The sequence below is a fragment of the Burkholderia sp. 10_S31 genome (assembly GCF_056930375.1).
This window is the reverse complement of record NZ_JBXOWK010000001.1, coordinates 2,434,838-2,460,926: the sequence shown is the minus strand read 5'-3', so window position 1 is coordinate 2,460,926 and position 26,089 is coordinate 2,434,838. Positions and strand designations below refer to the sequence as shown.

At 67.4% G+C, this 26,089-nt stretch carries 28 protein-coding genes and 1 pseudogene; 20 read left to right on the top strand and 9 right to left on the bottom strand.

The window, feature by feature from the left end:
* Positions 1-13 precede the first annotated feature (13 nt).
* The 5 genes from AC1Z3W_RS11005 (at position 14) to AC1Z3W_RS10985 (ending at position 3,621) form a co-directional block, all read left to right on the top strand.
* Positions 14-742 (top strand): methyl-accepting chemotaxis protein, encoded by a 729-nt coding sequence (locus AC1Z3W_RS11005; protein WP_483507579.1) that lies wholly within the window; start codon positions 14-16, stop codon positions 740-742.
* Entirely contained in the window at positions 739-1,335 is a 597-nt protein-coding gene (locus tag AC1Z3W_RS11000; protein ID WP_124832744.1) for a hypothetical protein, read from the top strand. Before AC1Z3W_RS11005 ends, AC1Z3W_RS11000 begins: the two co-directional genes overlap by 4 nt.
* Positions 1,336-1,357: 22 nt before the next feature.
* Positions 1,358-2,317, top strand: a complete 960-nt coding sequence (locus AC1Z3W_RS10995; protein ID WP_057923796.1) for a chemotaxis protein CheX — start codon at positions 1,358-1,360, stop codon at positions 2,315-2,317.
* Between the two features lie 36 nt (positions 2,318-2,353).
* The gene (locus AC1Z3W_RS10990; RefSeq protein WP_006765703.1) at positions 2,354-2,719 is read left to right on the top strand and encodes a response regulator; all 366 of its coding nucleotides are present in this window, start codon (positions 2,354-2,356) and stop codon (positions 2,717-2,719) included.
* Between the two features lie 107 nt (positions 2,720-2,826).
* Positions 2,827-3,621, top strand: a complete 795-nt coding sequence (locus tag AC1Z3W_RS10985) for an enoyl-CoA hydratase (RefSeq protein ID WP_175825294.1) — start codon at positions 2,827-2,829, stop codon at positions 3,619-3,621.
* Here AC1Z3W_RS10985 and alr read toward each other — a convergent pair.
* The gene (gene alr, locus AC1Z3W_RS10980) at positions 3,618-4,874 is read right to left on the bottom strand and encodes an alanine racemase (protein WP_483507578.1); all 1,257 of its coding nucleotides are present in this window, start codon (positions 4,872-4,874) and stop codon (positions 3,618-3,620) included. The genes AC1Z3W_RS10985 and alr overlap by 4 nt on opposite strands.
* A 302-nt stretch (positions 4,875-5,176) precedes the next feature.
* On the opposite strand from alr, the gene AC1Z3W_RS10975 reads away from it, so the two are divergent.
* From AC1Z3W_RS10975 to AC1Z3W_RS10935, 9 genes and pseudogenes are all read left to right on the top strand, one after another.
* A complete protein-coding gene (locus AC1Z3W_RS10975; protein ID WP_057923793.1) occupies positions 5,177-5,548 on the top strand; it encodes an MAPEG family protein in 372 nt (123 codons plus the stop codon).
* 666 nt (positions 5,549-6,214) lie between these two features.
* The gene (gene glnH / locus AC1Z3W_RS10970; RefSeq protein WP_057923792.1) at positions 6,215-6,967 is read left to right on the top strand and encodes a glutamine ABC transporter substrate-binding protein GlnH; all 753 of its coding nucleotides are present in this window, start codon (positions 6,215-6,217) and stop codon (positions 6,965-6,967) included.
* 15 nt (positions 6,968-6,982) lie between these two features.
* Positions 6,983-7,690, top strand: coding sequence for a glutamine ABC transporter permease GlnP (gene glnP / locus AC1Z3W_RS10965; protein WP_173938470.1), 708 nt, complete (start codon positions 6,983-6,985; stop codon positions 7,688-7,690).
* Complete coding sequence (glnQ, locus tag AC1Z3W_RS10960) at positions 7,687-8,415, top strand: glutamine ABC transporter ATP-binding protein GlnQ (RefSeq protein ID WP_014899691.1); 729 nt, start codon at positions 7,687-7,689, stop codon at positions 8,413-8,415. The genes glnP and glnQ overlap by 4 nt, the downstream gene beginning before the upstream one ends.
* A gap of 20 nt (positions 8,416-8,435) precedes the next feature.
* On the top strand, positions 8,436-9,485 hold the full coding sequence (locus AC1Z3W_RS10955) for a C45 family autoproteolytic acyltransferase/hydrolase (protein ID WP_483507577.1): 1,050 nt from the start codon (positions 8,436-8,438) through the stop codon (positions 9,483-9,485).
* A gap of 15 nt (positions 9,486-9,500) precedes the next feature.
* Entirely contained in the window at positions 9,501-10,835 is a 1,335-nt protein-coding gene (locus AC1Z3W_RS10950; RefSeq protein ID WP_057923789.1) for an aspartate aminotransferase family protein, read from the top strand.
* Between the two features lie 25 nt (positions 10,836-10,860).
* A complete protein-coding gene (locus AC1Z3W_RS10945) occupies positions 10,861-11,415 on the top strand; it encodes a carboxymuconolactone decarboxylase family protein (RefSeq protein WP_057923788.1) in 555 nt (184 codons plus the stop codon).
* 207 nt (positions 11,416-11,622) lie between these two features.
* Positions 11,623-12,041 (top strand): annotated as a pseudogene (locus tag AC1Z3W_RS10940) (hypothetical protein).
* A gap of 169 nt (positions 12,042-12,210) precedes the next feature.
* Positions 12,211-13,023, top strand: coding sequence for a hypothetical protein (locus AC1Z3W_RS10935; protein WP_057923786.1), 813 nt, complete (start codon positions 12,211-12,213; stop codon positions 13,021-13,023).
* A gap of 114 nt (positions 13,024-13,137) precedes the next feature.
* Here the strand turns inward: AC1Z3W_RS10935 and ahpF are convergent, their stop codons facing one another.
* Entirely contained in the window at positions 13,138-14,736 is a 1,599-nt protein-coding gene (gene ahpF / locus AC1Z3W_RS10930; RefSeq protein ID WP_124832736.1) for an alkyl hydroperoxide reductase subunit F, read from the bottom strand.
* A 122-nt stretch (positions 14,737-14,858) separates the two neighbouring features.
* Positions 14,859-15,422 (bottom strand): alkyl hydroperoxide reductase subunit C, encoded by a 564-nt coding sequence (gene ahpC / locus AC1Z3W_RS10925; RefSeq protein ID WP_483507576.1) that lies wholly within the window; start codon positions 15,420-15,422, stop codon positions 14,859-14,861.
* Positions 15,423-15,742: 320 nt separating this feature from the next.
* On the opposite strand from ahpC, the gene AC1Z3W_RS10920 reads away from it, so the two are divergent.
* From AC1Z3W_RS10920 to cuyB, 3 genes are read left to right on the top strand one after another with little or no spacing between them, the layout of a single operon-like run.
* On the top strand, positions 15,743-16,699 hold the full coding sequence (locus AC1Z3W_RS10920) for an ABC transporter substrate-binding protein (RefSeq protein ID WP_483507575.1): 957 nt from the start codon (positions 15,743-15,745) through the stop codon (positions 16,697-16,699).
* Between the two features lies 1 nt (position 16,700).
* Positions 16,701-18,005 (top strand): dicarboxylate/amino acid:cation symporter, encoded by a 1,305-nt coding sequence (locus tag AC1Z3W_RS10915; protein ID WP_057923784.1) that lies wholly within the window; start codon positions 16,701-16,703, stop codon positions 18,003-18,005.
* Between the two features lie 10 nt (positions 18,006-18,015).
* Complete coding sequence (gene cuyB / locus AC1Z3W_RS10910; protein ID WP_483507574.1) at positions 18,016-18,717, top strand: cysteate racemase; 702 nt, start codon at positions 18,016-18,018, stop codon at positions 18,715-18,717.
* A 57-nt stretch (positions 18,718-18,774) separates the two neighbouring features.
* Here cuyB and AC1Z3W_RS10905 read toward each other — a convergent pair whose 3' ends face one another.
* The 4 genes from AC1Z3W_RS10905 to AC1Z3W_RS10890 form a co-directional block, all read right to left on the bottom strand.
* Positions 18,775-19,140, bottom strand: a complete 366-nt coding sequence (locus AC1Z3W_RS10905) for a type II toxin-antitoxin system VapC family toxin (RefSeq protein ID WP_057923782.1) — start codon at positions 19,138-19,140, stop codon at positions 18,775-18,777.
* On the bottom strand, positions 19,134-19,310 hold the full coding sequence (locus AC1Z3W_RS10900) for a hypothetical protein (protein ID WP_162840540.1): 177 nt from the start codon (positions 19,308-19,310) through the stop codon (positions 19,134-19,136). Before AC1Z3W_RS10900 ends, AC1Z3W_RS10905 begins: the two co-directional genes overlap by 7 nt.
* Complete coding sequence (locus AC1Z3W_RS10895; RefSeq protein ID WP_057923781.1) at positions 19,304-19,522, bottom strand: ribbon-helix-helix protein, CopG family; 219 nt, start codon at positions 19,520-19,522, stop codon at positions 19,304-19,306. Before AC1Z3W_RS10895 ends, AC1Z3W_RS10900 begins: the two co-directional genes overlap by 7 nt.
* A gap of 111 nt (positions 19,523-19,633) precedes the next feature.
* Positions 19,634-20,527 carry a LysR substrate-binding domain-containing protein gene (locus AC1Z3W_RS10890; protein ID WP_124832734.1) on the bottom strand — a complete coding sequence of 298 codons (894 nt, stop codon included), beginning with the start codon at positions 20,525-20,527 and terminating at the stop codon, positions 19,634-19,636.
* A 177-nt stretch (positions 20,528-20,704) separates the two neighbouring features.
* Here AC1Z3W_RS10890 and AC1Z3W_RS10885 point away from each other — a divergent pair, with 177 nt between their 5' ends.
* From AC1Z3W_RS10885 to AC1Z3W_RS10875, 3 genes are read left to right on the top strand one after another with little or no spacing between them, the layout of a single operon-like run.
* Positions 20,705-21,871 carry a branched-chain amino acid ABC transporter substrate-binding protein gene (locus AC1Z3W_RS10885; protein WP_124832733.1) on the top strand — a complete coding sequence of 389 codons (1,167 nt, stop codon included), beginning with the start codon at positions 20,705-20,707 and terminating at the stop codon, positions 21,869-21,871.
* 17 nt (positions 21,872-21,888) lie between these two features.
* A complete protein-coding gene (locus AC1Z3W_RS10880; RefSeq protein ID WP_124832732.1) occupies positions 21,889-22,428 on the top strand; it encodes an L-2-amino-thiazoline-4-carboxylic acid hydrolase in 540 nt (179 codons plus the stop codon).
* The gene (locus AC1Z3W_RS10875) at positions 22,421-23,677 is read left to right on the top strand and encodes a Zn-dependent hydrolase (RefSeq protein WP_124832731.1); all 1,257 of its coding nucleotides are present in this window, start codon (positions 22,421-22,423) and stop codon (positions 23,675-23,677) included. The genes AC1Z3W_RS10880 and AC1Z3W_RS10875 overlap by 8 nt, the downstream gene beginning before the upstream one ends.
* 21 nt (positions 23,678-23,698) lie before the next feature.
* Here AC1Z3W_RS10875 and AC1Z3W_RS10870 read toward each other — a convergent pair whose 3' ends face one another.
* Entirely contained in the window at positions 23,699-24,535 is an 837-nt protein-coding gene (locus tag AC1Z3W_RS10870) for a c-type cytochrome (RefSeq protein WP_483507573.1), read from the bottom strand.
* Positions 24,536-24,809: 274 nt separating this feature from the next.
* Positions 24,810-26,075 (bottom strand): hypothetical protein, encoded by a 1,266-nt coding sequence (locus AC1Z3W_RS10865; RefSeq protein WP_483507572.1) that lies wholly within the window; start codon positions 26,073-26,075, stop codon positions 24,810-24,812.
* Positions 26,076-26,089 lie beyond the last annotated feature (14 nt).

Genomic DNA, 26,089 nt, shown 5'->3' with positions numbered 1-26,089 from the left:
CGTGCAGGCGTGGATGATTCCGATCGGCGCCGCGCTGGCGGGCGGCCTGGTGGTTGCGGCGATCGCCGCGATCGTGTGTCGCGTCGCGCGAGCGCGGCTCGTCGCCGCGATGATGCGCGAAGCGGATGCGTTGCGCGATGCGCTCGGCACGGCCGATGCGCGGGCCGACGAAGTCGTCGCCGCGCATGCCGAAGCGGCGCAGGCATGGGCGCGCCGCGAAGCGGAGCTCGAGGAAACGCTGGCGCGCGAGGCGGCCGGCACGGGCGAGCAGCGCGACGCGCTGCAGGCGCTCGCGACCGAGCGCGCCGCACTGTCGCAGCATGCGACGAAGCTCGCCGGCGAAGCGGCGCGGTTGCGCGGGCTGGCCGGCACGTTCGAGCGCTGGCACGAGCAGATGATCTCGCTGACCACGCAGAACCAGGACATGCGCACGAAGAACCAGGAGCTATCGGCGATCGTCGCGCACGTGTCGATCGTGTCGCTGAATGCGTCGATCGAAGCCGCGCGCGCGGGCACGGCCGGCCGCGGCTTCTCGATCGTCGCGAGTGAGGTGCGCGGGCTCGCCGCGCGCTCGCAGCAACTGTCGAACAGCTATCGCGACAGCCTGAACCGCAACGATCTCGTGACGGCCGCGACGTTCCAGGACATCCAGGCCGGCGGCAAGATGATCACGGCCGCGCTGGCGACGGTCGAAACGCTGGCCGGGCAGCTGCACGCGCGGCTCGAAGGAGCGGCGGCGTGATCAGTGCGCAGGCCCGGGCCGGTTTCGAGCGGATCTTCTTCGATGCGGCGCGCACGCGGCTCGCGTCCGGCGGCGCGTGCGAGATCCGGCCGGCCGCGGGCGATGTGCACGACGCGTCGCACGACCCGTCACGCATGCAGTCGCGCACGAAGTCGTACGCGGCGCCGAAGGTGCCCGAGCACGTCGCGGTACTGACGATCTCGGCACTGCATTTCCGGCTGCTGCTCGCGCTGCGCTTTCGTGACGACGAGCCGACGCGCCGTCATGTCGCCGCGGCGGCGCCTCGCGCGAGCACGCAGCGGCCGCTGCCCGAAGCGTTCATGGAAGTCGCGAACCTGTGCTGCGGCGCGATCAACCAGGCGCTGACCGCGCCGTTTCCCGATCTCGGGATGTCGACGCCTTACCTGCTGAGCGGCGCGAGCATCGACTACCTGCCGGCGCTGAACCTCGATCACGTGGCCGCATACGACGTGACGCTCGGCGGCGACGTGCGGATCGGCGCGACGCTGTGCGTGTGCGCGAATGCGCCGGTCGATTTCCACGTGCCGGAAGTGGCGAGCGTGGACACGGGCGGCGAGCTCGAACTGTTTTGACCGATTCCGAGGACTTCCCGAGATGACCGTAGACCAACCCGTCAGCAAGGTGCTCGTGCTCGACGACAGCCGTGCGCACGCCGCGACGATCAAGCGCTTCTGCGACGAGCACAACCTGGTCGGGCTGACCGTGCGGCGCAACCGGCTGCTGAAGGTGCTGCGCTCGAACATCGATCTCGGCGCGATCCTGCTCGCCGAGGACTACGGCGGCTCGCCGGACGAGAGCGCGATCATCGCGACGCAGATCGATGCGCTGCGGCCGGAGCTGCCGATCATCCTGCGCCGCGCGTCCGACGCGTCGCGCGACGGGCTGCCCGATGCGCTCGCGCGCGTCGCATGCGCGGCCTACGTCGCCGACGATCTGACGCCGCTCAAGCACGCGATCGATGAATACCTGTTCGGCCGCGACTACCCGAACGCGCTGGTGCGCGGCATCGCGGAGATCACCGAGGCGCGGCTCGACAGCCTGTTCCCGGGCCTCGCGATCGAGCGGGACACGCCGTGCATCGTCCGCGACCAGATCATCTTCGGCGAGGTGTTCAGCCTGATCGCGCTGGAAAGCGCCTGGTGCCGCGGCTACATGCTGCTGCAGACGAGCGAGCAGCCGCTGCTCGACATGATCGGCGGCACGCGAGACGACGCGCGCGCAGCCGATTTCCGCGACGTGAACAGCGTGCTCGGCGAGTTGACCAATCTCGTGTGGGGCGCGTTCAAGAACCGCTATCTCGGCGACGCCGAGGCGCTTGCACGCCATCCGGTGCAGGTGCCGCTCGTCGTCAATCACAAGCAGAAGTTCATTTCGTTCGGCGGCGACTGTCCGCAGCTCTGTTTCAAGTACCGGATGACCGACCCGGCATCGGGGCGGTCGGTGCGGATCGACCAGCGTTTCGTGTTCAGCCTGAGCTGGTCGCCGGAGGATTTCCGCGAATCGGTGCAGGACGTGGGGCCGATGGTCGAATCGGGCGAACTCGAACTGTTTTGAATGTTGAAGTCAGCAACAACGAAAGGGGAAGATGGCATGGCAAAGATTCTGGTGGTCGACGATTCGGGCACGGTGCGCGATGAAGTCGCGGGTTTCCTGCGCAATCACGGGCTCGACGTCGCGACGGCGGTGGACGGCAAGGACGGGCTCGCGAAGCTCAAGGCGACGCCCGGCGTGCGCCTCGTGATCAGCGACGTGAACATGCCGAACATGGACGGCCTGACGATGGTCGAGAAGATCCGCGGGGAACTGGCGAACACGTCGGTCAACGTCGTGATGCTGACGACCGAAAGCAGCCCGGCGATGAAGGAGCGCGGCAAGGCCGCCGGCGTGAAGGGCTGGATCGTGAAGCCGTTCAAGGGCGACGCGGTGCTCGACGCGCTGAAGAAGCTCGCGGGCTGACGGCGCGGCCGGCATGGTGCCGGCATCCACAGACTTCCCCGTTGGACTATATTGATGCGGTATCGCATCACGATCCGCATCACGATCGCTTTCGAATTGGGGACGTCATGGACTCGAATCCCGCTTCAGCAGAACCCATCCTGTTGCGCGACGTGCGCGACGGCGTCGTCACGCTGCGGCTGAACCGGCCGCAACAGTTCAACGCATTGTCGGAGGCGATGCTGGCGAGTCTGCAGGATGCGTTCGATTCGCTGGCCGCCGATCCGCGCGTGCGCTGCGTCGTGCTGGCCGCGGAAGGCAAGGCGTTCTGCGCAGGCCACGACCTGCGCGAGATGCGCGGCAAGCCCGCTCTCGACTACTACCGCACGCTGTTCGCGCAATGCACCCGCGTGATGCTCGCGATGCGCGCATTGCCGGTGCCGGTGATCGCGCGCGTGCAAGGGGTCGCGACGGCGGCCGGCTGCCAGCTCGTCGCCGCGTGCGACCTCGCCATCGCGGCCGACACCGCGCGCTTCGCGGTGTCGGGCATCAACGTCGGGCTGTTCTGTTCGACGCCTGCTGTCGCGTTGAGCCGCAACGTGTCGGCGAAGCGCGCGTTCGACATGCTCGTCACCGGGCGTTTCGTCGATGCGGCGACGGCGGCTGCGTGGGGGCTCGTCAACGAAGCGGTGCCCGAGGATGCACTCGACGCGGCCGTCGCGCGCAAGGTCGCGGAGATCGTTGCGAAGAGCCCGGCGGCGGTGCGCTACGGCAAGCAGATGTTCTACCGGCAGCGCGAACTGCCGCTCGACGAAGCGTATGCGTATGCGGGCGACGTGATGGCGCGCAACATGATGGAAGAAGATGCCGGCGAGGGGATCGACGCGTTCCTGGAGAAGCGCAAGCCGGCGTGGCGTTCCTAGCGCGGGGCAATAGCGGTAGCGCGTGCGCGTCGCACGATGCGTGCGTCCTTTTCACACGCCGCAAAAGCAAACGGGCCGCTGGCAAGGCGGCCCGCGATCGGATCCGGATGCGAGGCGACACGCGATCGTGCCGCCGCATCGGCGACCGGCGTTATCGCCCGTAGCTGCCCGTGCGCAGCGCCGGACGGCACGATCACGACCGGCACGCGCGGTGCAAGCGCGCACATCAGCTCGTAGCCGATCGTGCCGCTGGCTTCCGCGACGTCGTCGACCTTCACCTGATCGCCCCACAGCTCGACGCTCGAGCCGATGCCCGCGTTCGGGCACGGCGTCAGGTCGACGGTCAGCATGTCCATCGACACGCGGCCGACGACGCGCGTCATCGCGCCGTCCACCGCGATCGGCGTACCGGTCGGCGCGTGGCGCGGATAGCCGTCCGCGTAGCCGCACGCGACGACGCCGATCCGCATCGGCTGGTCGGCCGTGAAGCGGCGGCCGTAACCGACCGTTTCCTCGGGCGCGAGCGTCTGCACGCCGATGATCCTGCTGGTCAGCGTCATCGCGGCCATCAGCGGCGTGTCGGCGATGTGCCGCGACGCGCCCGTCGGCGACGCGCCGTACAGGATCGTACCGGGCCGCACCCAGTCGCGGTGCGCGCGCGGATGCCACAGCACGGCCGCCGAGTTCGACGCCGAGCGCTCGCCCGGAATCCCGGCCGTGGCCGCATCGAACTGCTCGAGCTGCCAGTCGACTTCGCCTTCGTCCGCATTTGCGAAATGCATCATCAGCGTGATCTTGCCGATCGACGGCGCGGCCGCCGCGCGTTCCCACGCGGCGCGGAAGGCGTGCGGCCGGTAGCCGAGCCGGTTCATCCCGGAGTTCATCTTCAGCTGGATGTCGATCGGCTGCTGCGGCTTCGCGGCGATCAGCAGGTCGAGCTGCTCGTCGCAGTGCACGGCTACCGTCAGCCGGTGGCGGTCGGCCAATTCGACGTCGGCCGGCTCGAAGATTCCTTCGAGCAGCAGCACCGGCTTGTCCCAGCCGAGCTCGCGCACGCGTACGGCTTCGTCGAGATCGAGCAGCGCGATGCCGTCGGCGGCCGCGAGGCCCGGATAGATCCGCTCGATCCCGTGGCCATAGGCATTGGCCTTGACCACCGCCCACACGCGCGATTGCGCGGCGGTGCGGCGGATGAAATCGAGGTTGTGGCGGACGGCGTCAGGACGAATATGGGCGACGATGGGACGGGGCATGACGATGTCTCGGGTCGGAGTGTCGTTCGGCGCACGTGGCGGCGCGGGTTCGGCAGGCTGCTGGCGCGACAACGCATCGAGCCAGTGTTGAGCGCTATCTTATTGGTGATCGACCAGTTTTAATTAACGTATTTGTCCGGGATTTGGTTGAATTTTTGGCGATGGGCCACTGCCGTCGCAACCTCCAGAGGCACCGCTGCCGAGTCCCCCGTCTAGAAAACCGGTGCGCGAACCGCTGGCGCAATGCTAAGCTCTGCGCCACCGTGTCATTGATCAATGTAATCATAAAAGAGGAGACTTTGATGACGACGTCCCAGCTGTGCCTGTTCATCGTCGCGCTGCTGCCGTTCCCGATGACGTTTCTGGCCAAGGCCCGCAAGGGGTACGACAATCACGTGCCGCGCGAGTACCTGGCGAAGCTCGAAGGCTGGCGCGCGCGGGCGCAGGCCGCGCACCAGAACGCGTGGGAGGCGCTGGCGCTGTTTACGGCCGGATTGGTCGTCGCCTGGCACAACGGCGCGAACGCGCATCACGTCGACCAGCTCGCGATGGGGTTCGTCGCGATTCGCATCGTTTATGCGCTGATGTACCTGCTGAACTGGGCGTCGCTGCGCTCGCTCGTATGGTTCGCGGGGATGGCCTGCGTCGTCGCGCTGTTCTTTGCCGCACCGTGACGAGGGAATGAACCGCCGACGCCCGCGCGGGCTTCGGAGGCGGGCACGCTACGCGCCGCCCGCACCGCCCGCACCGCCCGCACCGCCCGCACCGCCCGCGCCGCACACGGCGCACACGGCGCACACGGCGCACACGGCGCACACGGCGCCGCCTTGAGGTCACGCCGGATGGCGTTGCCGTTCGGGGCTCAGCCCGCTCGTTGAGCCGCGCCGGCGGTTGCCGGCATCAGGGGGCCACAGGTCCGGTGCGCAGTGCCGCATCGAAGCACCAGGCACCCGACACCAAACGCCCGCCCATGCGGCGGGGCACATCGCGGCGATCCGGGCTCGCGGATCGCCGCGGCAACACGCCAGTGCGCGGCAACGGCGGTCGCGCGCACCACAACATGCCCGACTTCAGGCGCCGCCGCACCCCCGGGCGCTTCCGCCGCCATTGCTTCCCACCTGCACCGCGCTTCCTTTTCCTCCGATCTATCCCGTCCGTCCGGCTCGGGTTTGTCTCGATGCATTTACCCATTGAGTATTTTTTTTGGTGTCGTACTATCCGTGTTGACAACACTTGTTGCACTACTGTCTAATTCAACATCGCATGTTGCGGTGCGGCTTGATGTCGTCGTTCCCCGGCCAGCCGGCCGGTTACATCGCTCAATCATGCGGAGAGAAACCATGAGTCGCCGTTCCTTCCTGAAAGCCGTCGCGGTGGTCGCCGCGCTCGGCGCCAGCATTGCGCACGCGGATACCAAGACGCTCGTCGTCGGGACCGATACGTCGTTCATGCCGTTCGAATTCAAGCAGGGCGACAAGTACGTCGGCTTCGATCTCGACCTGTGGGCGGAGATCGCGAAGGACCAGGGCTGGAAATACACGATCCAGCCGATGGATTTCGCGGGCCTGATTCCGGCGCTGCAGACGCAGAACATCGACGTCGCGCTGTCGGGGATGACCATCAAGGAAGAGCGCAAGAAGGCGATCGACTTCTCCGCGCCGTACTACGACAGCGGGCTCGCGGCGATGGTGCAGGTCGACAATACGTCGATCAAGTCGATCGACGACCTGAACGGCAAGGTGATCGCCGCGAAAACAGGCACGGCGACGATCGACTGGATCAAGGCGCACCTGAAGCCGAAGGAGATCCGCCAGTTCCCGAACATCGACCAGGCTTACCTCGCGCTCGAGGCCGGCCGCGTGGACGCGGCGATGCACGACACGCCGAACGTGCTGTTCTTCGTGAACAACGAAGGCAAGGGCAAGGTGAAGGTCGCGGGCCAGCCGGTCAGCGGCGACAAGTACGGGATCGGCTTCCCGAAGGGCAGCCCGCTCGTGCCGAAGGTCAACGCGTCGCTCGTGAAGATCAAGGCCGACGGACGCTACGCGCAGATCTACAAGAAGTGGTTCGGCGCCGAGCCGCCGAAGATGTGAGCGTGACGGCACAACATGGTGCGGCCGCGCGGCCGCGCCGGTCTTGAATCGAACGGGGAGCAACACGTGAATTTCGATTGGTCGGCGATCTGGGTGGCGTTGCCGGACCTGATGGACGGGGTCCGGTTGACGGTGTTCATCGCGTTTTTCGGGCTGGTGGGCGGGTTCATCGTCGGGATGATCGCGGGCATGTTCCGCGCATACGGACCGAAGGCGATGAACGTGCTCGCTCAGGTTTATATTGAACTGATCCGCGGCACGCCGATCGTCGTGCAGGTGATGTTCCTGTACTTCGCGCTGCCGCTGCTCGCGCATATCCGCATCGACGGCCTGACGGCCGCGATCATCGCGATCACGGTGAATTCGGGTGCGTATCTCGCGGAAGTGGTGCGCGGCGCGCTGCTGTCGATCCCGAAGGGGCTGACGGAAGCCGGCCTCGCGATGGGCCTGTCGATGCCGCGCGTGCTGCTGAAGGTGGTCGGGCCGCTCGCGTTCCGGCGGCTGATTCCGCCGCTCGGCAACCAGTGCATCGTGAGCCTCAAGGACACGTCGTTGTTCATCGTGATCGGCGTCGGCGAGCTGACGCGCAAGGGGCAGGAAATCATTGCGGGCAATTTCCAGGCGGTCGAGATCTGGAGCGCGGTGGCTGTCATCTACCTGATGCTGACCGGTGCAATGACGCTGACGCTTCGGCTCGTCGAAAAGCGGATGAGGATCCTATGAGCATGATCGAATTCCAGAACGTGTCGAAGAGCTTCGGCCATGTACCGGTGCTGAAGCATATCGACCTGAAGATCGACGCGGGCGAGGTCGTGGTCGTGATCGGCCCGTCGGGCTCGGGCAAGTCGACGATGCTGCGCTGTATCAATGCGCTCGAGAAAATCACCGGCGGCGAGCTGCTGGTCGATGGCCAGAGCGTGCGCGGCAACGCGTCGACGATTCGCAACATCCGGCTCGAAGCCGGCATGGTGTTCCAGCAGTTCAACCTGTTTCCGCAAATGACCGCGCTCGAGAACGTGATGTTCGGTCCGATCCAGGTGCGCGGCGCGTCGCGTGCCGATGCGCGCGATCAGGCGATGGCGCTGCTCGACAAGGTTGGCCTCGAATCGCGCGCGAATCATTACCCGTCCGAGCTGTCGGGCGGCCAGCAGCAGCGCGTCGCGATCGCGCGTGCGCTTGCGATCCGGCCGCGGCTGATGCTGTTCGACGAGCCGACGTCGGCGCTCGATCCCGAATTGCGCCACGAAGTGCTGAAGGTGATGCAGGATCTCGCGACCGAAGGGATGACGATGATCGTCGTCACGCACGAGATCGGCTTCGCGAAGCGGGTCGGCACGCGGCTGCTGTTCATGGATCAGGGCGGTATCGCCGAGGACGGCCATCCGGTCGACCTGATCGACCGGCCGCCGACACCGCGCCTGAAGGAATTCCTGAAACACGTGTCCTGAACGAAACCGAATCACCTGACATGCCGCTTTCCCTTACTCCCGTCATCGCCGGCACGCCGTTCGACATCGGCGTGCGCCTCGGCGAGCTTGCCCGCCCCGTGTTCGATACGTACATGCAGCAAAGCAGCGCATGGCAGGCCGTGCGCCGCTGGCGCGGCCATCCGTTCGTCGCCGCGCTGCGGCAGGCGGCGCTCGCCGCGTACCCCGATCTCATCGCGGAACTGGACGGGATCGCGGCAGGCGTCGGCTGGCCGTCCGAGGACATCTTCCTGTGGAACTGCCGCGGCGAACTGATCCACAACGCGCCGGACGGCTGCACGACGCTCGCCGCGCGCGACGCGCACGGCACACGCTGGATCGCGCACAACGAGGACGGCGATCCGTACCTGCGCGAGCGCTGCCTGCTCGTCGACGTGCAGCCACAGGGCAAGCCGGGCTTCATCAGCTTCTATTACCCGGGCTCGCTGCCCGGGCATACGTTCGCCGCGAACCGCGCGGGCATCGTGCAGGCGATCAACAACCTGCGGATCCGTACGCCGGCGCCCGGCGTGCCGCGGATGATCCTCGCACGCGCGGTGCTCGACGCGACGTCGCTCGATGTGGCCGCCGACGTGCTGCGCACGCATGCGCGTGCCAGCGGCTTTCATCACACGCTCGGCGCGACCGGCGATGCGCGGCTCCTGAGTATCGAGGCGAGCGTCGCGCGCTGTTCGGTCGTCGAAGTCGCGGGTCTTGCCGGTCACGCGAATCATCTCGTGCATCCGGGGTGCGACGCGGAAGCGCAGATCGTCACGCAGTCGTCCGGCGATCGTCAGCGCCGCGTCGATGCGCTCACGCCGGGCATCGACGCGATCGACGAAGCCGCGCTGCTGCGCGTGCTCGGCGACCGCGCACCGGAAGGGCTGCCGATCTATCGCGACGATCCGGCCGACCCCGACGACGAAAACACGCTGGCGACCGCGGTGTTCGCGATTCGCGACACGGCGATCGATCTCACCATCCATCAACACGGCACGCAGCGCTTCGCGACGCGCATCGTGCCGTTAGCGCCCGCGCCCGGCGCGTCCTGATCCATGAGGCAACGCATGACGACCGTTTTCCATCGCGCTCCGCGCACCACCTTGCCCGTCGCCGTCGCAGGCGACGGCATCGAGATCATCGATTCGACCGGCAAACGCTATATCGACGCGTGCGGCGGGGCGGCCGTTTCGTGTCTCGGCCACAGCAACCAGCGCGTGATCGACGCGATCAAGCGGCAGGCGCAGCAGCTGCCGTACGCGCATACGTCGTTCTTCACGACCGACGTGGCCGAGGAACTGGCCGACCGGCTCGTCGAAGCCGCGCCGGCCGGTCTCGAACACGTGTATTTCGTGTCGGGCGGGTCCGAGGCGATCGAAGCCGCCTTGAAGCTCGCGCGCCAGTATTTCGTCGAGAAGGGCGAGCCGCAGCGCCGCTATTTCATCGCACGCCGCCAGAGCTATCACGGCAACACGCTCGGCGCGCTCGCGATCGGCGGCAACGCATGGCGGCGCGAGCCGTTCCTGCCGCTGTTGATCGAAGCGCATCACGTGAGCCCGTGCTATGCGTATCGCGACCAGCAGGCGGGCGAAACCGACGAAGCGTATGCGCAGCGCCTGGCTGACGAGCTCGAGCAGAAGATCGTCGAACTCGGTGCGGAAAACGTCGCGGCGTTCGTCGCGGAAACGGTGGTCGGCGCGACGGCCGGTGCCGTGCCGCCGGTGCGTACCTACCTGAAGAAGATTCGCGCGGTGTGCGACAAGTACGGTGTACTGTTGATTCTCGATGAAATCATGTCGGGGATGGGGCGCACCGGTTATCTGTTCGCATGCGACGAAGACGGAGTCGCGCCCGACCTGCTGACGATCGCGAAGGGGCTCGGCGCGGGTTACCAGCCGATCGGCGCAACGCTGGTGAGCGATCGCATCTACCGGACGATCGTCGACGGCTCGGGCTTTTTCCAGCACGGCCACACGTATCTCGGCCATGCGACCGCCTGCGCGGCCGCGCTCGAAGTGCAGCGCGTGATCGCCGAAGAGAAGCTGCTCGACAACGTGAAGGCGCGCGGCGAGCAACTGCGTGCTTCGCTGCGCGCGCATTACGGTGCGCATCCGCATATCGGCGACGTGCGCGGCCGTGGGCTGTTCGTCGGCGTCGAACTCGTGCGCGATCGTGACAGCAAGGCGACGTTCGATCCCGCGCTGAAGCTGCATGCGGCAGTCAAGCGCGAGGCGATGCAGCGCGGCCTGATGGTGTATCCGATGGGCGGCACGATTGACGGCGTGCACGGCGATCACATCCTGGTCGCACCGCCGTTCGTCTGTACCGCGCAGCAGATCGACACGATCGTCGAACGGCTGTCCGGCGCGATCGATGCGGCGCTCGCATCGGCCGGCGCGTGAACCCCGACCTCATCGAACCCTCACCATGACTGACAGACTGCCTCCCTTCGATCCCGCATCGGCCACCGACGAACAGAAGGCCGTGCTCGCCGAGATCCTCAGCGGCCCGCGCGGCAACCTGAACGGGCCGTTCCTCGGCTGGATCGCGAGCCCCGAGCTCGCGCAGCACGCGCAGCGGCTCGGCGCGTTCTGCCGCTATCGCACGGGTCTGTCGCTGCGCCTGTCGGAGCTCGCGATCCTCGTGACCGCCGCGCGCTGGCGCTCGCAGGCCGAGTGGCACATCCACCATCCGATCGCGCTCGATGCCGGTGTGCCGGCCGCGACGGCCGACGCGATCCGGCGTGGCGTCGCACCGGCGTTCGAATCGGACGACGATGCGCTGATCCATGCATTCGCGACCGAGCTGTACGACACACAGCGCGTGAGCGATGCGACGTTCGCGCGCGCACAGGCACGTTTCGGCCACGAGACCGTCGTGAATCTCGTCGCGCTGCTCGGCTATTACGCGCTCGTGGCGATGACGCTCAACACGTTCGGTATGCGCGCGGACGGACAAACTGATTTGCCGTTTCCGGAATAATTGCCGCATGCGCACGCTTCGGTATATGCCGCGCGCGCGTTCCGATTGCGTCGAAAAGCCCGTTCGCACGGGCTTTTCGGCGTTTTGGCATGCGCCGATCGACATCCTCGCCGCGTCTTGCTGAAGCACATCGCATTACCAGCGCGTCAGCGCAGGCAATTTTCCCCGTACCTGGAATTCCGGCAAACAAGTTACGGGGAAATATCGATGCGCTGGGTCCTGTTGATCGTGTTCATTGCGTGCGTCGTGCATACGCACCGACGCGGCAAGATTCGGCACAGGTTGTTCAGGCAACTATCCGATCACTCGACCTTCACCGCGCCGCTGAACTGTTTTTCGTACGCGTTCTCGTCGGTGCCGACCACACCGTTTCTCGACACGCGGCACTTTCCGGAACTCGCAGTGCTGCAGCGCGAATGGCAGACTTTTTCGGGCAACTGCCGATGCGCGCGGCCGCATCGCCGAACGAAACGGGCGACCGCACGGGCGGGCTCAATCATGCGTTCAAGTATCTGTATGCGATTCGCCGCGCCGGCAAGCGGCTGAAGGCGGGGAACCGCACCGTGTACTACGTCGTCAAGTGGGCGCTGTTCGGCGGGATGGCGGTCGCGATCTTCTGCATCTGACGGGCGGAAGGCAGCCGGTGTCGAACCGTCTGACGATAGAGCGACGCAGCGTAGTACGGTCCCGCCGGCCCTGCGTCGGCATCAATGCAACCAAATGTATTCATGCGGGATCTCGCGCGAACGCACGCGTATGATGGCTTGTTCACGTCGATAAGATCGGTGAGCAAGCATGACTAGTACCCGAAAGACATTGATGATCGCCGGCGGATTGCTGGTTGCTGCGGCAGGCTCCGGCTACGTGATGCTCCTGCGTGCGGACCATCGCGCGATCGCGGAGGCCGGCATCGGCGATTCCGCAGCACCTGTCGCCGCCGTGACAACGGCGAACGACGGCCATACCGCACAAGGCACGATCGCGCCGCCTGCGGCGGTTGCCGTCCCGTCCGCGCATGTGGACGAGGCCGTGCCGCAACAAGCGGCCGTGCGGCCGCCAGCCGCGGCTCCCGCGCGCACGAGCGCGGCGCCACCATCCGCCCCCGTCGCGCCGGTCGTCGCCGCGCAGGCGCCACCGGCGAAGCCGAGTGCGCCGCCGCCGACCGTTCACGTCGTGACGGTCGAGCCGGAGGATTCGACCCCGGCGAAGGCCAAGCCCGCGCAAGCAGTGCAAGCACCGGTACAAGCACCGGTGCAAGCGGCGCAGCCGGCACAATCGTCACCCCCGGTTCAGGCCGCGCAAGCGAGCCCCCCGAGTCAGCCGACTCAACGCGCGGCGCGCAAGCGCGACGGGCTTGAACGGCACGCGGCAGCGGCGCCCGTCATGAAATCCGAAACGCCTGAAACCGCTGCGCTCGTGCGTGAATCGGCGAAGCTCGACCCGTCGTTGCCGCCGCCGCAATACGTGGCGACGCCGAGTGGCGACCGACCGCATGCGTCGGCGGGCGCGAATGCGGTGGGCGCCGCGATGACCGACCAGCTGGTCAGGCAGTCGAGCAGCTTCAAGGCGTCTGCACCGGCGAATGCCGGACCCGGCGTAAGCCAGTGAGAAGGGAGCCGCCGCGCTCGCGCAGCGCCGCTCGACACCGGATGAAAAAGGGCCCCGCACGCCGACCAGGGCATGCGGGGCCAAGAGAGACGAATCGGTGCGGCGCGGCGCGCGTTACGCGGCGATCGCTTCTTCGGCCTGCGGCGCGTCGGCTGTAGCCGGCGACACGTCTTGCCGGATCAGGTGATCGAACGCGCCGAGCGATGCCTTCGCACCTTCGCCGACCGCGATCACGATCTGCTTGAATGGCACCGTCGTCACGTCGCCGGCCGCGAACACGCCCGGCACTGACGTTGCACCGCGCGCATCGACGACGATCTCGCCGTGCTTCGACAGTTCGATCGTGCCCTTCAGCCATTCGGTGTTCGGCACGAGACCGATCTGCACGAACACGCCTTCGAGATCGACGCGCTTCGTGTCACCCGAGCGCAAATCCTTGTAGACGAGCCCGTTCAGCTTGCTGCCGTCGCCGGTCAGCTCGGTCGTCTGCGCCTGCGTGACGATCGTCACGTTCGGCAGGCTGCGCAGCTTGCGCTGCAGCACTTCGTCCGCGCGCAGTTGCGCGCCGTATTCGATCAGCGTGACTTCCTTCACGATGCCGGCCAGGTCGATCGCGGCCTCGACGCCCGAGTTGCCGCCGCCGACCACCGCGACGCGCTTGCCCTTGAACAGCGGGCCGTCGCAGTGCGGGCAGTAAGCGACACCGCGGTTGCGGTATTCGCGCTCGCCCGGCACGTTGATTTCGCGCCAGCGCGCACCGGTCGCGAGAATGATCGTCTTCGCCTTCAGCACCGCGCCGTTCGCGAGGCGGATCTGGTGCACGTCGCCCGGAATCAGCGCGTCGGCGCGCTGCACGTCCATGATGTCGACGTCGTACTGCTTCACGTGCTGCTCGAGCGCGACGGCGAACTTCGGCCCTTCGGTTTCCTGCACCGACACGAAGTTCTCGATTGCCATCGTGTCGAGTACCTGGCCACCGAAACGCTCGGCGACGACGCCCGTCGCGATGCCCTTGCGCGCCGAGTAGATCGCGGCGGCCGCACCGGCCGGGCCGCCGCCGACGATCAGCGTGTCGAATACCGGCTTGTTTTCCAGCGACTTCGCGGCCCGCTCGCTCGCGCCCGTATCGAGCTTCGCGAGGATTTCCTTCACGCTGCTGCGGCCCTGGCCGAACGATTCGCCGTTCAGGAACATCGTCGGCACGGCCATGACCTGGCGCGCTTCGACTTCGTTCTGGAACAGCGCGCCGTCGATTGCGACGTGGCGAATGCGCGGGTTGATCAGCGACATCACGTTCAGCGCCTGCACGACTTCCGGGCAGTTCTGGCACGACAGCGAGAAATACGTTTCGAACGCGTAGTCGCCGTCGAGCGCGCGGATCTGTTCGATCACGTCGTCGTCGAGCTTGATCGGATGGCCGCCCGTCTGCAGCAGCGCGAGCACGAGCGACGTGAATTCGTGGCCCATCGGGATGCCGGCGAAGCGAATGCCGGCCGGCTTGCCGGGTTCGCCGATCGAGAACGACGGCTTGCGCTCGGCGTCGTCGCGGCGTTCGGTCACCGTCACGCGCGACGTCAGCGACGCAATCTCGTTCAGCAGCGCAAGCAGTTCCTGTGACTTCGCGCTGTCGTCGAGCGACGCGACGAGTTCGATCGGGCGCGTGATCTTTTCGAGGTACGCTTTCAGTTGATTCTTGAGATTGGCGTCGAGCATGGCGTTTCGGATTCCGTATTGATAATGCTGGTCGGGCACGTCGTGCCGGAGGAGGGCGCGGGCCGCACGAGGCGGCCCGTCTTGCATGACGCGCGCCTCGTGCGAGGCGCGCGGCGCGATCGTCAGATCTTGCCGATCAGGTCGAGCGACGGGGTCAGCGTTTCCGAACCCGGCGTCCACTTGGCCGGGCACACTTCACCCGGGTGCGCCGCGATGTACTGCGCAGCCTGCACCTTGCGCAGGAGTTCGCCTGCGTCGCGGCCGATGCCGTTGTCGTGGATTTCGCACAGCTTGATCTCGCCTTCCGGGTTGATCACGAACGTGCCGCGCAGCGCCATCCCTTCTTCCTCGATCAGCACGTCGAAGTTGCGCGACAGCGTGAGCGTCGGGTCGCCGATCATCGGGTACTTGATCTTGCCGATCGTGTCCGACGTGTCGTGCCATGCCTTGTGCGTGAAGTGCGTATCGGTCGACACGCCGTAGATCTCGACACCCAGCTTCTGGAATTCGGCGTAGCGGTCGGCGAGGTCGCCCAGCTCGGTCGGGCAGACGAACGTGAAGTCGGCCGGGTAGAACACGACGACGGACCACTTGCCCTTGAAGTTCTCTTCGGACACGGGCACGAAATCGCCGTTGTGATATGCGGTTGCCTTGAACGGTTTGATTTGGGTGTTGATGATCGGCATCTTGCGAGTTCCTTTGCGGTGGTGTTGATGAAGTGTTGCCAGTATCCGGGTTCACCCTGGGTTTGTGAAATTGCTTGTTTTAATCCGCGGCATCGGGAATTTCTATCTGCTTCCGGCCCTCGTTCCGGCGGGCCATCCGGACGGCCCGTGCCGTCCGGGCCGGGCCTTCCGGCGGATTTCGGCCAGTTGGCGCTTCTGACACATTGGGCGTGCGGGAGCGGGCGGCGCCAAGCAACGGCCACGCGCTCCGCGCCAGGGCCCGGCGCCCGTTCGGCACGAACGGCTGCGCGGTCGTTCGACACGCTCCGTCCCACTTCGCCATGAACCTCTTTTCCGGACGCGCCGCACGCGCGCTGCTTGCGTGGTTTCGCGCCATCTTCGGCGAGCGCCGCTGCCTGCTTCGGCATTTGCACGGTGCGCTCTGGGCAATCGTCGCCGTGTCGTGCGCCGCGCCGGCGCTGGCCGTCGATACCGCCGCGCCGGCCGTGCCGGCGGCGCCCGCCACCACGGCGACCGGGCTCGTGCCGATGCCCGACGGCCGGCTGCTCGCGCCCGAGTTCGCGCGGATCGTCACGCGCGGCACGCTCGTCGTCGCGGTGCTCGGCGTCGATCAGCCGCCGTTCTTCATGTCGCGCAGCGGCGCATTGGCGGGCGTCGACATCGACCTCGCCGACGAACTCGCGAAGAAGCTCGGCGTGTCCGTGCAGTTCGACCGCGATGCGCGCACGTTCGACGACGTCGTTCAACTGCTCGCAACGGGGCAGGCCGACGTCGCGATCAGCAAGCTGTCGCGCACGTTGCCGCGGGCGCAGGTGATCCGCTTCAGCGCGCCGTATATCAGCCTGCGGCGCGCGCTGCTGATCAACCGCGTCCGCTTCGCGGAACTCGCGAAAGGGCGGCCGCTGCCCGAAGTCGTGCGCGACTACCGCGGCACGATCGGTGTCGTCGCGGGCTCGGCCTACGCCGAATACGTGCGCAGCGACTTCCCGGCCGCGCAGGTGCGCAGCTATCCGAGCTGGCAGGCGACGCTCGACGCGCTGAACGCCGGCGCGGTCACGGCCGTGTATCGCGACGAGCTCGCGATCAAGGTCGTGATGCAGGACGACCCGTCCGCGCCGATCCGGCTGCGCGTCGCGACCTTCGACGACCTGACCGATGCGCTCGCCGTCGGCGTGCCGGTGTCCGCGCCGACGCTGCTCGCGTTCGTCAACCAGTTCCTGGCCGAGCGCAACAAGCGGCTCGACGTGAAATCCCTGCTCGATGCGATGGGTCACTAGCATGAACATGAACGAGAACATCCGGATCACACCCCGCATCGAGCGGCTGCATGCGTTCGCGATCCATCCGCTGACGGTATTCGGCAGCCTCGCGCTCGGGATCGTGGCGGGCGCGCTGTGGCCGGCGGCCGCGCCGAAGTTCGACTACGTGGGCCAGGTGTACGTCGGCCTGCTCAAGATGACGGCGCTGCCGTTCATGACCGCCGCCGTGATCTTCAGCCTGCAGCGGCTGCTGCGCGACGGCAACGCGTCGGATCTCGTGATGCGCGTGATCACGATCTTCGGCTGCGTGTCGGTGTTCGTCGTGGTGGTCGGCGCGGTCGTGCTGATCGCGATGCGCCCGGGCGAGCATCTGTCGACCGCGACGCTGAAGGCGTTCGGCGCGCTCGTCGGCAGCGACGGCGCGGCGAGCGATACCGTGATGACGCTGTACGGCACCGACCCCGCGGAGAAGTCGTCGGGTCTCGCCGACATGCTGATCGCGCTGGTGCCCGGCAACTTTTTCGCGGCGCTCGCGAGCGGCGACACGCTGAAGGCGCTGGTGTTCTCGCTGTTCTTCGGCTTCGCGTCGGGGCGCGTGCCGGCGAGCATCTCGGCGGCGCTGAGCCAGACGCTGGAGACCGTGTATTTCACGTGCCAGAAAATCATGCACTGGCTCGCGTATCCGACGCCGATCGTGCTGTTCTGCGGCGGCGCCGCGCAGATCGGCACGTCCGGGTTCGGGCCGCTCGAGGCGATGGTCCGCTTCGTCGCGGCGTTCGTCGTCGTCACCCTCGTGCTGATCGCGGCGGCGATCGCCGTGATCTGGAAGCGCTCGGGCGCGACGCTGGCCGAGACGCTCGCCGGGTTGCGCACGCCGTTCGCGATGGCGCTCGCCACGCGCAGCAGCGTGGCCTGCATGCCGAGCATGATCGAGTGCCTGGCCGACGGCTTCGGCTTTGCACGCGCGCGCGTCGAGCTGGTCGTGCCGCTCGCCGTGTCGCTGCTGCGCGTCGGGCCGATGGTCTATTACGCAAGCGCGACGCTGTTCGTCGCGCAACTCTACGAACGCTCGCTCGGCCCGGGCGAGCTTTGTGTCGTGCTGGTCGCATCGGTGCTGGCCGGGTTTGCGTCGACCGGCACGTCGGGCGTCGTGACGGTGTCGCTTGCCGGAATGGCATGCGCGGCGCTGCACCTGCCTTTCGAGGCCGCGTTCGTGCTGTTCGCGGCGGTCGATCCGTTCTGCGAGATATTGCGCACGTTGTTGCTGGTGATCGGCAACTCGGCCGTCGTATCCGCGATCTGCGCGCGGCCGCCGCGCGCGTGAAGGAGACATCATGGCGCTCGTCGGCGTATTGGGCGGAATGGGGCCGCTGGCCACGGTCGACTTCATGCATCGCGTGATTCGCTTGACGCGCGCGCGCTGCGATCAGGAGCACCTGCCGATGATCGTCGCGAACCTGACGCAGACGCCCGATCGCTCGCGCGCGATCATCGGCGGCGGGGCCGATCCGCTGCCGGCACTGCTCGACGGCGTCGCGCTGCTGAACCGCTGCGGTGTCGACGTGATCGCGATTCCGTGCAACTCGGCGCATCACTGGTATGCGCCGCTGCGCGAACGCAGCGCGGTGCCGATCCTGCATATCGTCGAGACATCGGTGGCCGCGTTGCCGGCCGGCGTGCGGCGTGTCGCGGTGCTCGCCACCGGCGGCACGCTGGTATCGGGCTTCTACCAGGCAGCGCTGCGTGCGCGCGGATTCGAGCCGGTGATGCCAGGCGTGGCCGCGCAGCGCGATATCGCCGCGTGCATCGCGGCCGTCAAGGCGGGGAAGATCGATGCGTCGGTGCGGTGCCTGTCACGCGCGCTCGCGACGCTGGCGCGACGCGACGCGGGTGTCGCGGTGATGGGCTGCACGGAGATTCCGATCGCCGCGCGGGCGTTGCGCGATGCGCCGTTCGCGTTGGTCGACAGCACGCAGGAGCTGGCGCGCGCGACGGTCGCCTATGCGGCCGAGCGAGGATGGGGGCGGGCAGTGTGATGCGCGGCGACGGCGCGATGCGCGGACCTCCGGCATGCATGACGGACTTCGCTCGCGCTAGATCCGATAGGGTGCCCGCACGCCCGGCTCGGTGAGCGGAAAATCCTTCGTGTTGCGCGATACGAGCAGCAGGCCGTTCACTTGCGCCGATGCCCAGACGATTGCATCGGGCAGACGAATGCGACGTTCCTTGCGAATCGTTACGGCGCGATTGGCCACCGTGCTGTCGAGCGGGATGATGTCGAACGACGAAAGCCACGCGCGGATCGGCGCATCGTCGCCGGCCGTCGTGCCGACCAGAACTTCCATCCAGGTCACGATGCTGATCGCCCGATAGTCGTAGCGGGCCAGCTCCGCGCGCGCGGACTCCACGCCGCCGAGATAGTCGATCAGGATGTTGGTGTCGAAGAGTGCCTTTACCATTCCGCGCGCAGTGCCTCCTGATAGGCGAGCCCGTCGAGCGCACGCGCTTTCCAGAGACCGAACACGGTGCAGGCATGCGGCGGCCGGTGCGGCACGACGCATGCGTGGGCCGCAAGCGCGCGGCCCGAATGCGTGGCCGTGCCGCGGATGTCGAAGAGTGCTTTTACCATTCTGAACGCAGTGCCTCCTGATAGGTGAGCCCGTCGACCGCGCGATCCTTCCACAGGCCGAATACGTTATCGGCATGCGCTCGCTTGTGTTGCGCGATATACGCGTCGATCGCGTCGCGAATGATCGCGGCGCGAGGGCGTTGCTCAGTCTCGACGATGGCGGCCAGTTCGTCGAGCTGGCCATTCGACAGATCGATCAGGATACGGCTCATTGCAGCCTCCGATATATGATATGCATATCATATATATGCATGCGGCCGTCCGCAAGGCGCCGGCTCGCCCGGCAAGCATGACGGCTCGCCGACAGCCGGCGGCGCGGGCGTTCAGGCGGCGATCTTTCTCAGCCAGTCGGCGAGCCGTCTCGCCCCGTCCGGCATGTCCGCATCCTCGCGCGTGCACAGGTAGTAGTCGCGCCCGTCGTCGAGCGCATGGTCGAACAGCTTCACGAGTTCGCCGCTCGCCAGTTCGCGCTCGACCAGCCGCGGGCGCAGCAGCGCCGCGCCGAGATCCGCGCGCGCGGCGCTCAGCGTCAGTTGCCCGTCCTCGAACATCGGCCCCACCGCGTGCGACACGTGCCGCACGCCGGCGCCCTGCAGCCAGTTGACCCAGGTGCTGCGATCCTCGTCGTGCACGAGCGGCGCGTGCGCGAGATCGGCCGGAGTGCGGAACGGCCCGTGGCGTTTCAGGAATGTCGGGCTGCACATCGGCACCATCGCGCCCGGCAGAAGCCGTTCGCAGCGATAGCCGGGCCAGTCGCCGGTGCCGAAGCGGATCGACAGGTCCGACGCGTCGCTTCGATAGTTGCGGTGATGCGCATACAGCACGGTCACGTCGACGTCGGTGTTGTCGGCGAGGAACGCATGCAGCCGGGGGATGAACCAGCCGATGCCGAGCAGCGGAATCAGGCTGATCGTGATCTGCCGCAGCGACGACCGGTCGCGCACGAAGCGCGTCGCGCTGCGCAGCACCGAGAACGCGGCGCTGATCGAGCGGTAATAGTCGCGCCCCTCGTCGGTGAGTGCGAGCAGCCGGCCTTCGCGCACGGTCAGCGGCGTTTGGATGAACGCTTCGAGCAGTTGCAACTGGTGGCTGACCGCGGATGGCGTGATGTCGAGCTCGCGCGCGGACGCGGTGACCGACCCGAGGCGCGCGAATGCCTCGAACGCGCGGACGGCACGCAGCGGCGGATCGTGTGGCAATTGTTCGATATTTTTCATGTATCGAATTTTATCGAAAAATCAGGGTAAGTGACAACGTGAAAATACCCTGTATTTACAGGCAATTACGTTATTGTGTCGGGAATGGCATAAGCATCCAACAATTGAGTATTTGGGGCGAAGATGCTGAATATTTAATATTTTTCATGTTTTGATCCGAATCACTGACCCCCGCACATGAAAATCGCTTTTCTTCCCGCCAGCCTCGCATTCTCCGTGGCCACGCTGATCGCTGCCGTTCCCGCCTTCGCGCAGTCCGCGCCGCAGACGATCCTGATCGGTCTTGCCGCGCCGCTCACCGGCCCGTCCGCGCGGATCGGCAAGGACCTGCAGAACGGCGCGCAGCTCGCGATCGACGACGCGAACGCGAAGCATCCGAGCATCGGCGGCAAGCCGGTCGTCTACAAGCTCGTCGCGGCCGACGACCAATCCGATCCGCGCACGGCCGTCGCGGTCGCGCAGCAACTGGTCGATCAGCACGTGATCGGCGTCGTCGGTCACTGGAATACGGGCTGCAGCGTGCCGGCGTCGCGCGTCTATCGCGATGCGGGCATCCCGCAGATCGCGCCGGCATCCACCGGCCACCCGTACACGCAGCAGGGCTATGCGACGGCGTTCCGCATCATGGGTCACGACGATACGGGCGGCAACTTCACCGGTGCCTATGCGGTGAAGACGCTGAAGGCGAAGCGCATCGCGGTGATCGACGATCGCACGTCGTTCGGCGCGGGGCTGGCCGACCAGTTCATCAAGGGCGTGCAGGCGAACGGCGGCACGATCGTCGATCGCCAGTACGTGAACGACAAGACGACCGATTTCAGCGGCGTGCTGACCGCGATCAAGGGCAAGCGCGCGGATCTCGTGTTCTTCGGCGGGCTCGACGCGCAGGCCGCGCCGATCGCGCGCCGGATGCGCCAGCTCGGCGTGAGCGCGCCGCTGCTCGGCGCCGGCGGCTTCGTGAGCCAGACCTTCCTGTCGCTCGCCGGCAAGGACGGCGACGGCGTGACGGCGCTCGAACCGGGCCTGCCGCTCGACCGGATGCCGGGCGGCAAGGCGTTCGACACGCAATACCGCGCACGCTTTCATGCGCCGATCGAACTGCATGCGCCGTTCGCGTACGACGCGGCCGCCACGCTGATCGCGGCCGCGCAGAAGGCCGGCACGACGCAGCCCGCGAAGCTGGTCGCGGCGGTGCGCGCGATCGACCGGCCCGGCGTGACCGGCCGGGTCGCGTTCGATCAGCAAGGCAACCTGAAGGACCCTGCGTTCACGATCTACCAGGTACGCGACGGCAAGTGGGCCGTCGTCGACGTGCTCGGCGGCGCGCGCACCGCAACGAAATGACGATGGAGACGAACCCCATGACCGACACGACCCATGCATCCGCGGCGGCACCCGAGGACACGCGCCTCGGTATCCTCGCGCGGCGCCGCATCGAAGCGGAAATCATCAAGCCGATCTACGAGATCATGAAGCGCGAGTTCGGCACCGAGCGCGCGCAGGCCGTGATCGCCGAAGCCGTGCGCGGCGCGGCTGTCGACGCAGGCCGCACGTTCGCCGCGCAGGAGCACGACGGCACGAGCGTGCAGTCGTTCATCGCGCTGCAGGTGCTGTGGGAGAAGGACGACGCGCTCGACGTCGAGGTGCATCGCGCGGACGACGCGCACTACGACTACGACGTGCATCGCTGCAGCTATGCGGAGATGTATCACGCGATGGGGCTCGGCGAGATCGGCCACCTGCTGAGCTGCGCGCGCGACAGCTACTTCATCGAGGGTTACGACCCGCGCATCGCGCTGACGCGCACGAGCACGATCATGCAGGGCGGCAAGCGCTGCGATTTCCGCTATGCGCTGCAGGCCGCGCCGCGCGACGATGCAGCGGAGGCCGGCAATGCATGACGACCTCGCGGGCGTACTGCGCGTCGACGGCGCGCGGCTGTGGGCATCGCTCGAACGGATGGCGCAGATCGGCGCGACGCCGAAGGGCGGCGTCTGCCGTCTCGCGCTGACCGATCTCGACCGCGAGTCGCGCGACCTGTTCGTGCAGTGGGCGCGCGACGCCGGCTGCACGGTGCGGGTGGACCAGATGGGCAACGTGTTCGCACGACGCGCGGGCCGCAATCCCGACGCCGCACCGGTGATGACGGGCTCGCACGCCGATTCGCAGCCGACCGGCGGCCGCTACGACGGCATCTACGGCGTGCTCGGCGGCCTCGAGGTCGTGCGTGCGCTCAACGATGCGGGCATCGAGACCGAGCGCCCGATCGACGTCGTGATCTGGACCAACGAGGAAGGCTCGCGCTTCGCGCCGGCGATGATCTCGGCCGGTGTGTTCTCGGGCGTCTATCCGCTCGAATACGGGTTGTCCCGCACCGACGGCGCAGGCAAGACGATCGGCGAGGAACTCGCGCGGATCGGCTACGCGGGCGCCGAGCCCGTCGGCGGCTATCCGGTGCATGCCGCATACGAACTGCATATCGAACAGGGCGCGATTCTCGAACGCGCGGGCAAGACGATCGGCGTCGTGACGGCCGGGCAGGGGCAGCGTTGGTACGAGGTGACGCTGACGGGCGTCGATGCGCACGCGGGCACGACGCCGATGGAGTTCCGGCGCGACACGCTGGTGGGTGCCGCGCGGATGATCGAGTTCGTCGATGCGCTCGGCCGTCGCCATTCGCCACACGCGCGCGCGACGGTCGGGATGATCGAGGCGCGGCCGAATTCGCGCAACACGGTACCGGGCGGCTGCTTCTTCACGGTCGAGTTCCGCCATCCCGACGATGCGGTGCTCGATGAACTCGATGCGGCGCTGCGTGCGGAGCTGGCGCGCGTGGCGGCCGACGCCGGCCTCGGCGCGCAGATCGAGCAGATTTTCACATATCCGCCGGTGCCGTTCGCGCCACGCTGCATCGACGCGGTGCGCGACGCTGCGCAGGCACTCGGGCTGTCGCACATGGACATCGTGTCCGGTGCGGGCCATGACGCGTGCTATGTCGCGCGCGTCGCGCCGACCGGCATGATCTTCGTGCCCTGCGTCGACGGACTGAGCCACAACGAGGCCGAGGCGATCACGCCGGAATGGTCGGCGGCAGGCGCCGACGTGCTGCTGCGCGCGGTGCTGCAGAGCGCGCAGGAAGCGGGCGCCTGATGGGCACGTGACAGGCGCGGCTTACTTGCCGGCCTTGCGCCGCGCCATGTACGTGAGGTACGCGACGACCTGGTCGAGCTCCCGGTCGCTCAGCTGATCGGGCGGAAACGCCGGCATCGCGCGGCCCGGCCAGTCGCGCACCGATGCCGGATTGCGGATGTAGCGGCGCAGCGCGGCGGGCTGGAAGTAGTCGACCGGATTCATCGGCGCGTTCAGGTCGGGGCCGGCCTGGCTGCTGCCCGCGCCGTCGAGACGATGGCATGCGAGGCATTGCGTGACGAATAGTCGCTGGCCCGCGCGGGCCGGATCGTTCGCAGGCAGCGCCGGATCGACGGCGAGCGACGGCCAGCGCGCGAGCGGCGACGATTCGATCGTGATGCGCACGATCTGATACGGCCACTGTTCGCCCCGTACCGACGACGCGTCCGGTCCCAACCACACGAGATAGAACGGCCCTGCGCTGACCTGCTTGCCCGGCAGCTTCGGCCACGGGTGCGCAGGATCCTCGATCGCGAGCCATGCGACGGCGCCGGCCGGTGTGCGGCGGCGCGTGAGATCCAGCGGCAATTGTGCGGCGAAACCGTCGGCCGCGCGTGTTTCGAGCACGCCGTCGGCAGGCAATGGCGTGTCGCCGAGCAGGGCGGCGAACGGCACCGCGCGGAACGTCATCGGCCGGCCGTACGCAATGTCGCGCGGCACGTGGATGTCCGTCGCGTCGGTGCGCGCGAGCAGCGCCTGGCGCGTCAGGACGCGCGGCGTGCCGCCGGTCTCGAGCTCGAGCGAGCCCTGTGCTGACGCGCGCGTGGCGATCAGGCACACCGTCAGCAGCAACAGCGAAAACCACTGGCGCTTCAGCATTCGTTCTCCGTGGCGGGGCGTTCTGGCGGCGGCATAGGACGCGTGCGCCGCGGCCGATGAAGGAATCGGGCGACAGTCTATCCGCTACGGGCGGCGCTGGCGACTGCAGCGCGAAAGCATGGGCGTGGCCGGGAGCGGGCCGGCCGGCCGGCAGGCAGCAGCGTGTCCAGCTACCCGGCCGCCGAATGCGTGCGGAGCGATCGCGCCGTACGATTCGGGCAGCGGCGCAAATGCGCGGGCGAATCGCGTCGATCCGGATCGACGCGCCACGATCTCAATGTGTCGGACACTGCGCGTCGGCCTTCGGCAACGGCGCTTCCCGTGCGGTGTCAAAATCCGCTTCGCGCGTCCCGGACGGTGTCAGCGATACGAAATGCATCGCCCCGTCGCGTGCCGGGAACCCGGCGATGCCGGTCGCGCCCCACGGAACCGGCGAGCGCTGCACGCCGCTCACCGACATGCCCGTTGGCGAAAGCGCCAGCGTCAGAAGCCGCCCGTCGCGAGTCGGCACATACGCATGCGTGCCGTCGACGCCGATCCCGGACTCGCGCACCGACGCCGGCAGGCAGTCGAGCGTGGCGAGGCGACGCCCGTCCGGATCGATCAGCATCGCGACGCTGTGATGGTCAGCGGTCGTCGTGACGACGATGAAACGGTCGACCGCCGGCACATAGGCCGACGAATACACGTAGTACTGGATCGCGTCGTTCAGCGGCCCGAGCGTGTCGAGCTTCGCCGTGACCGGATCGAACATCGCGTATTCGAGCGTCGCGTCCGTGCTGCCTTCGATGTATTTCTGCCAGACCAGCAGCGCGCGGTGCGGCGAGCCCGCGACCACGGGCCACCACTCGCGGCGGTGCGGCGCGACCGACACATGGTTCAGCACGCGTCCTTCGGCATCGTAGGTTTTCACGTAGACGCCGTCGCCGGTGCCGAGGTTGTCGACGCCGCCGCCGTCGATCCAGTCTGCGGAATAGAACACGACGAAGCGTTCGCCCACCGCGGCGACGTGCCCCGAGTGGCCGCCCGCCTCGACATCGTTCGGGTAGGGCTTGATCGGCTTCAGGTCGCGCCGATAGACACCGTATCGCTGGCTGACCACCTGCGGCGTGTTCCAGCCGTCCTCGAACGTGACGAAGATGTCGCCGCGCGGATTCTGCGCGATCGATACGGGTTCCTGCGCTTCCGGGCGGCTGATGAACGTATGGACGCGCAGCAAGCGCGGCTTGCCCGGCAGCCACTGGCCGACATACACGTCATGCGGCCAGTTGCCGTTGCGCAGCGCGCCGTGCGGCACGATGCCCGAACTGCTGAAGAACACCCAGCGCCGCCCGCCGCCGGCGTCGGCCACGCCGATCCCGTGCATGAAGCGCCGCGGGTCGCCGCTTTCCGGTGGCGCCGCGGGTTCCTGCACGGCGACCGTATGCACGACCGGTGCGCCGGCGCACGTGTACGACGGCGTGGCGACGGCACCGCACGCGCCGCACAGCGCGGTTGCGACGCGCCACGCGGCGGCACGCCGGGCCGCGTGTGTGCGCATGGAAAATGCGTGCG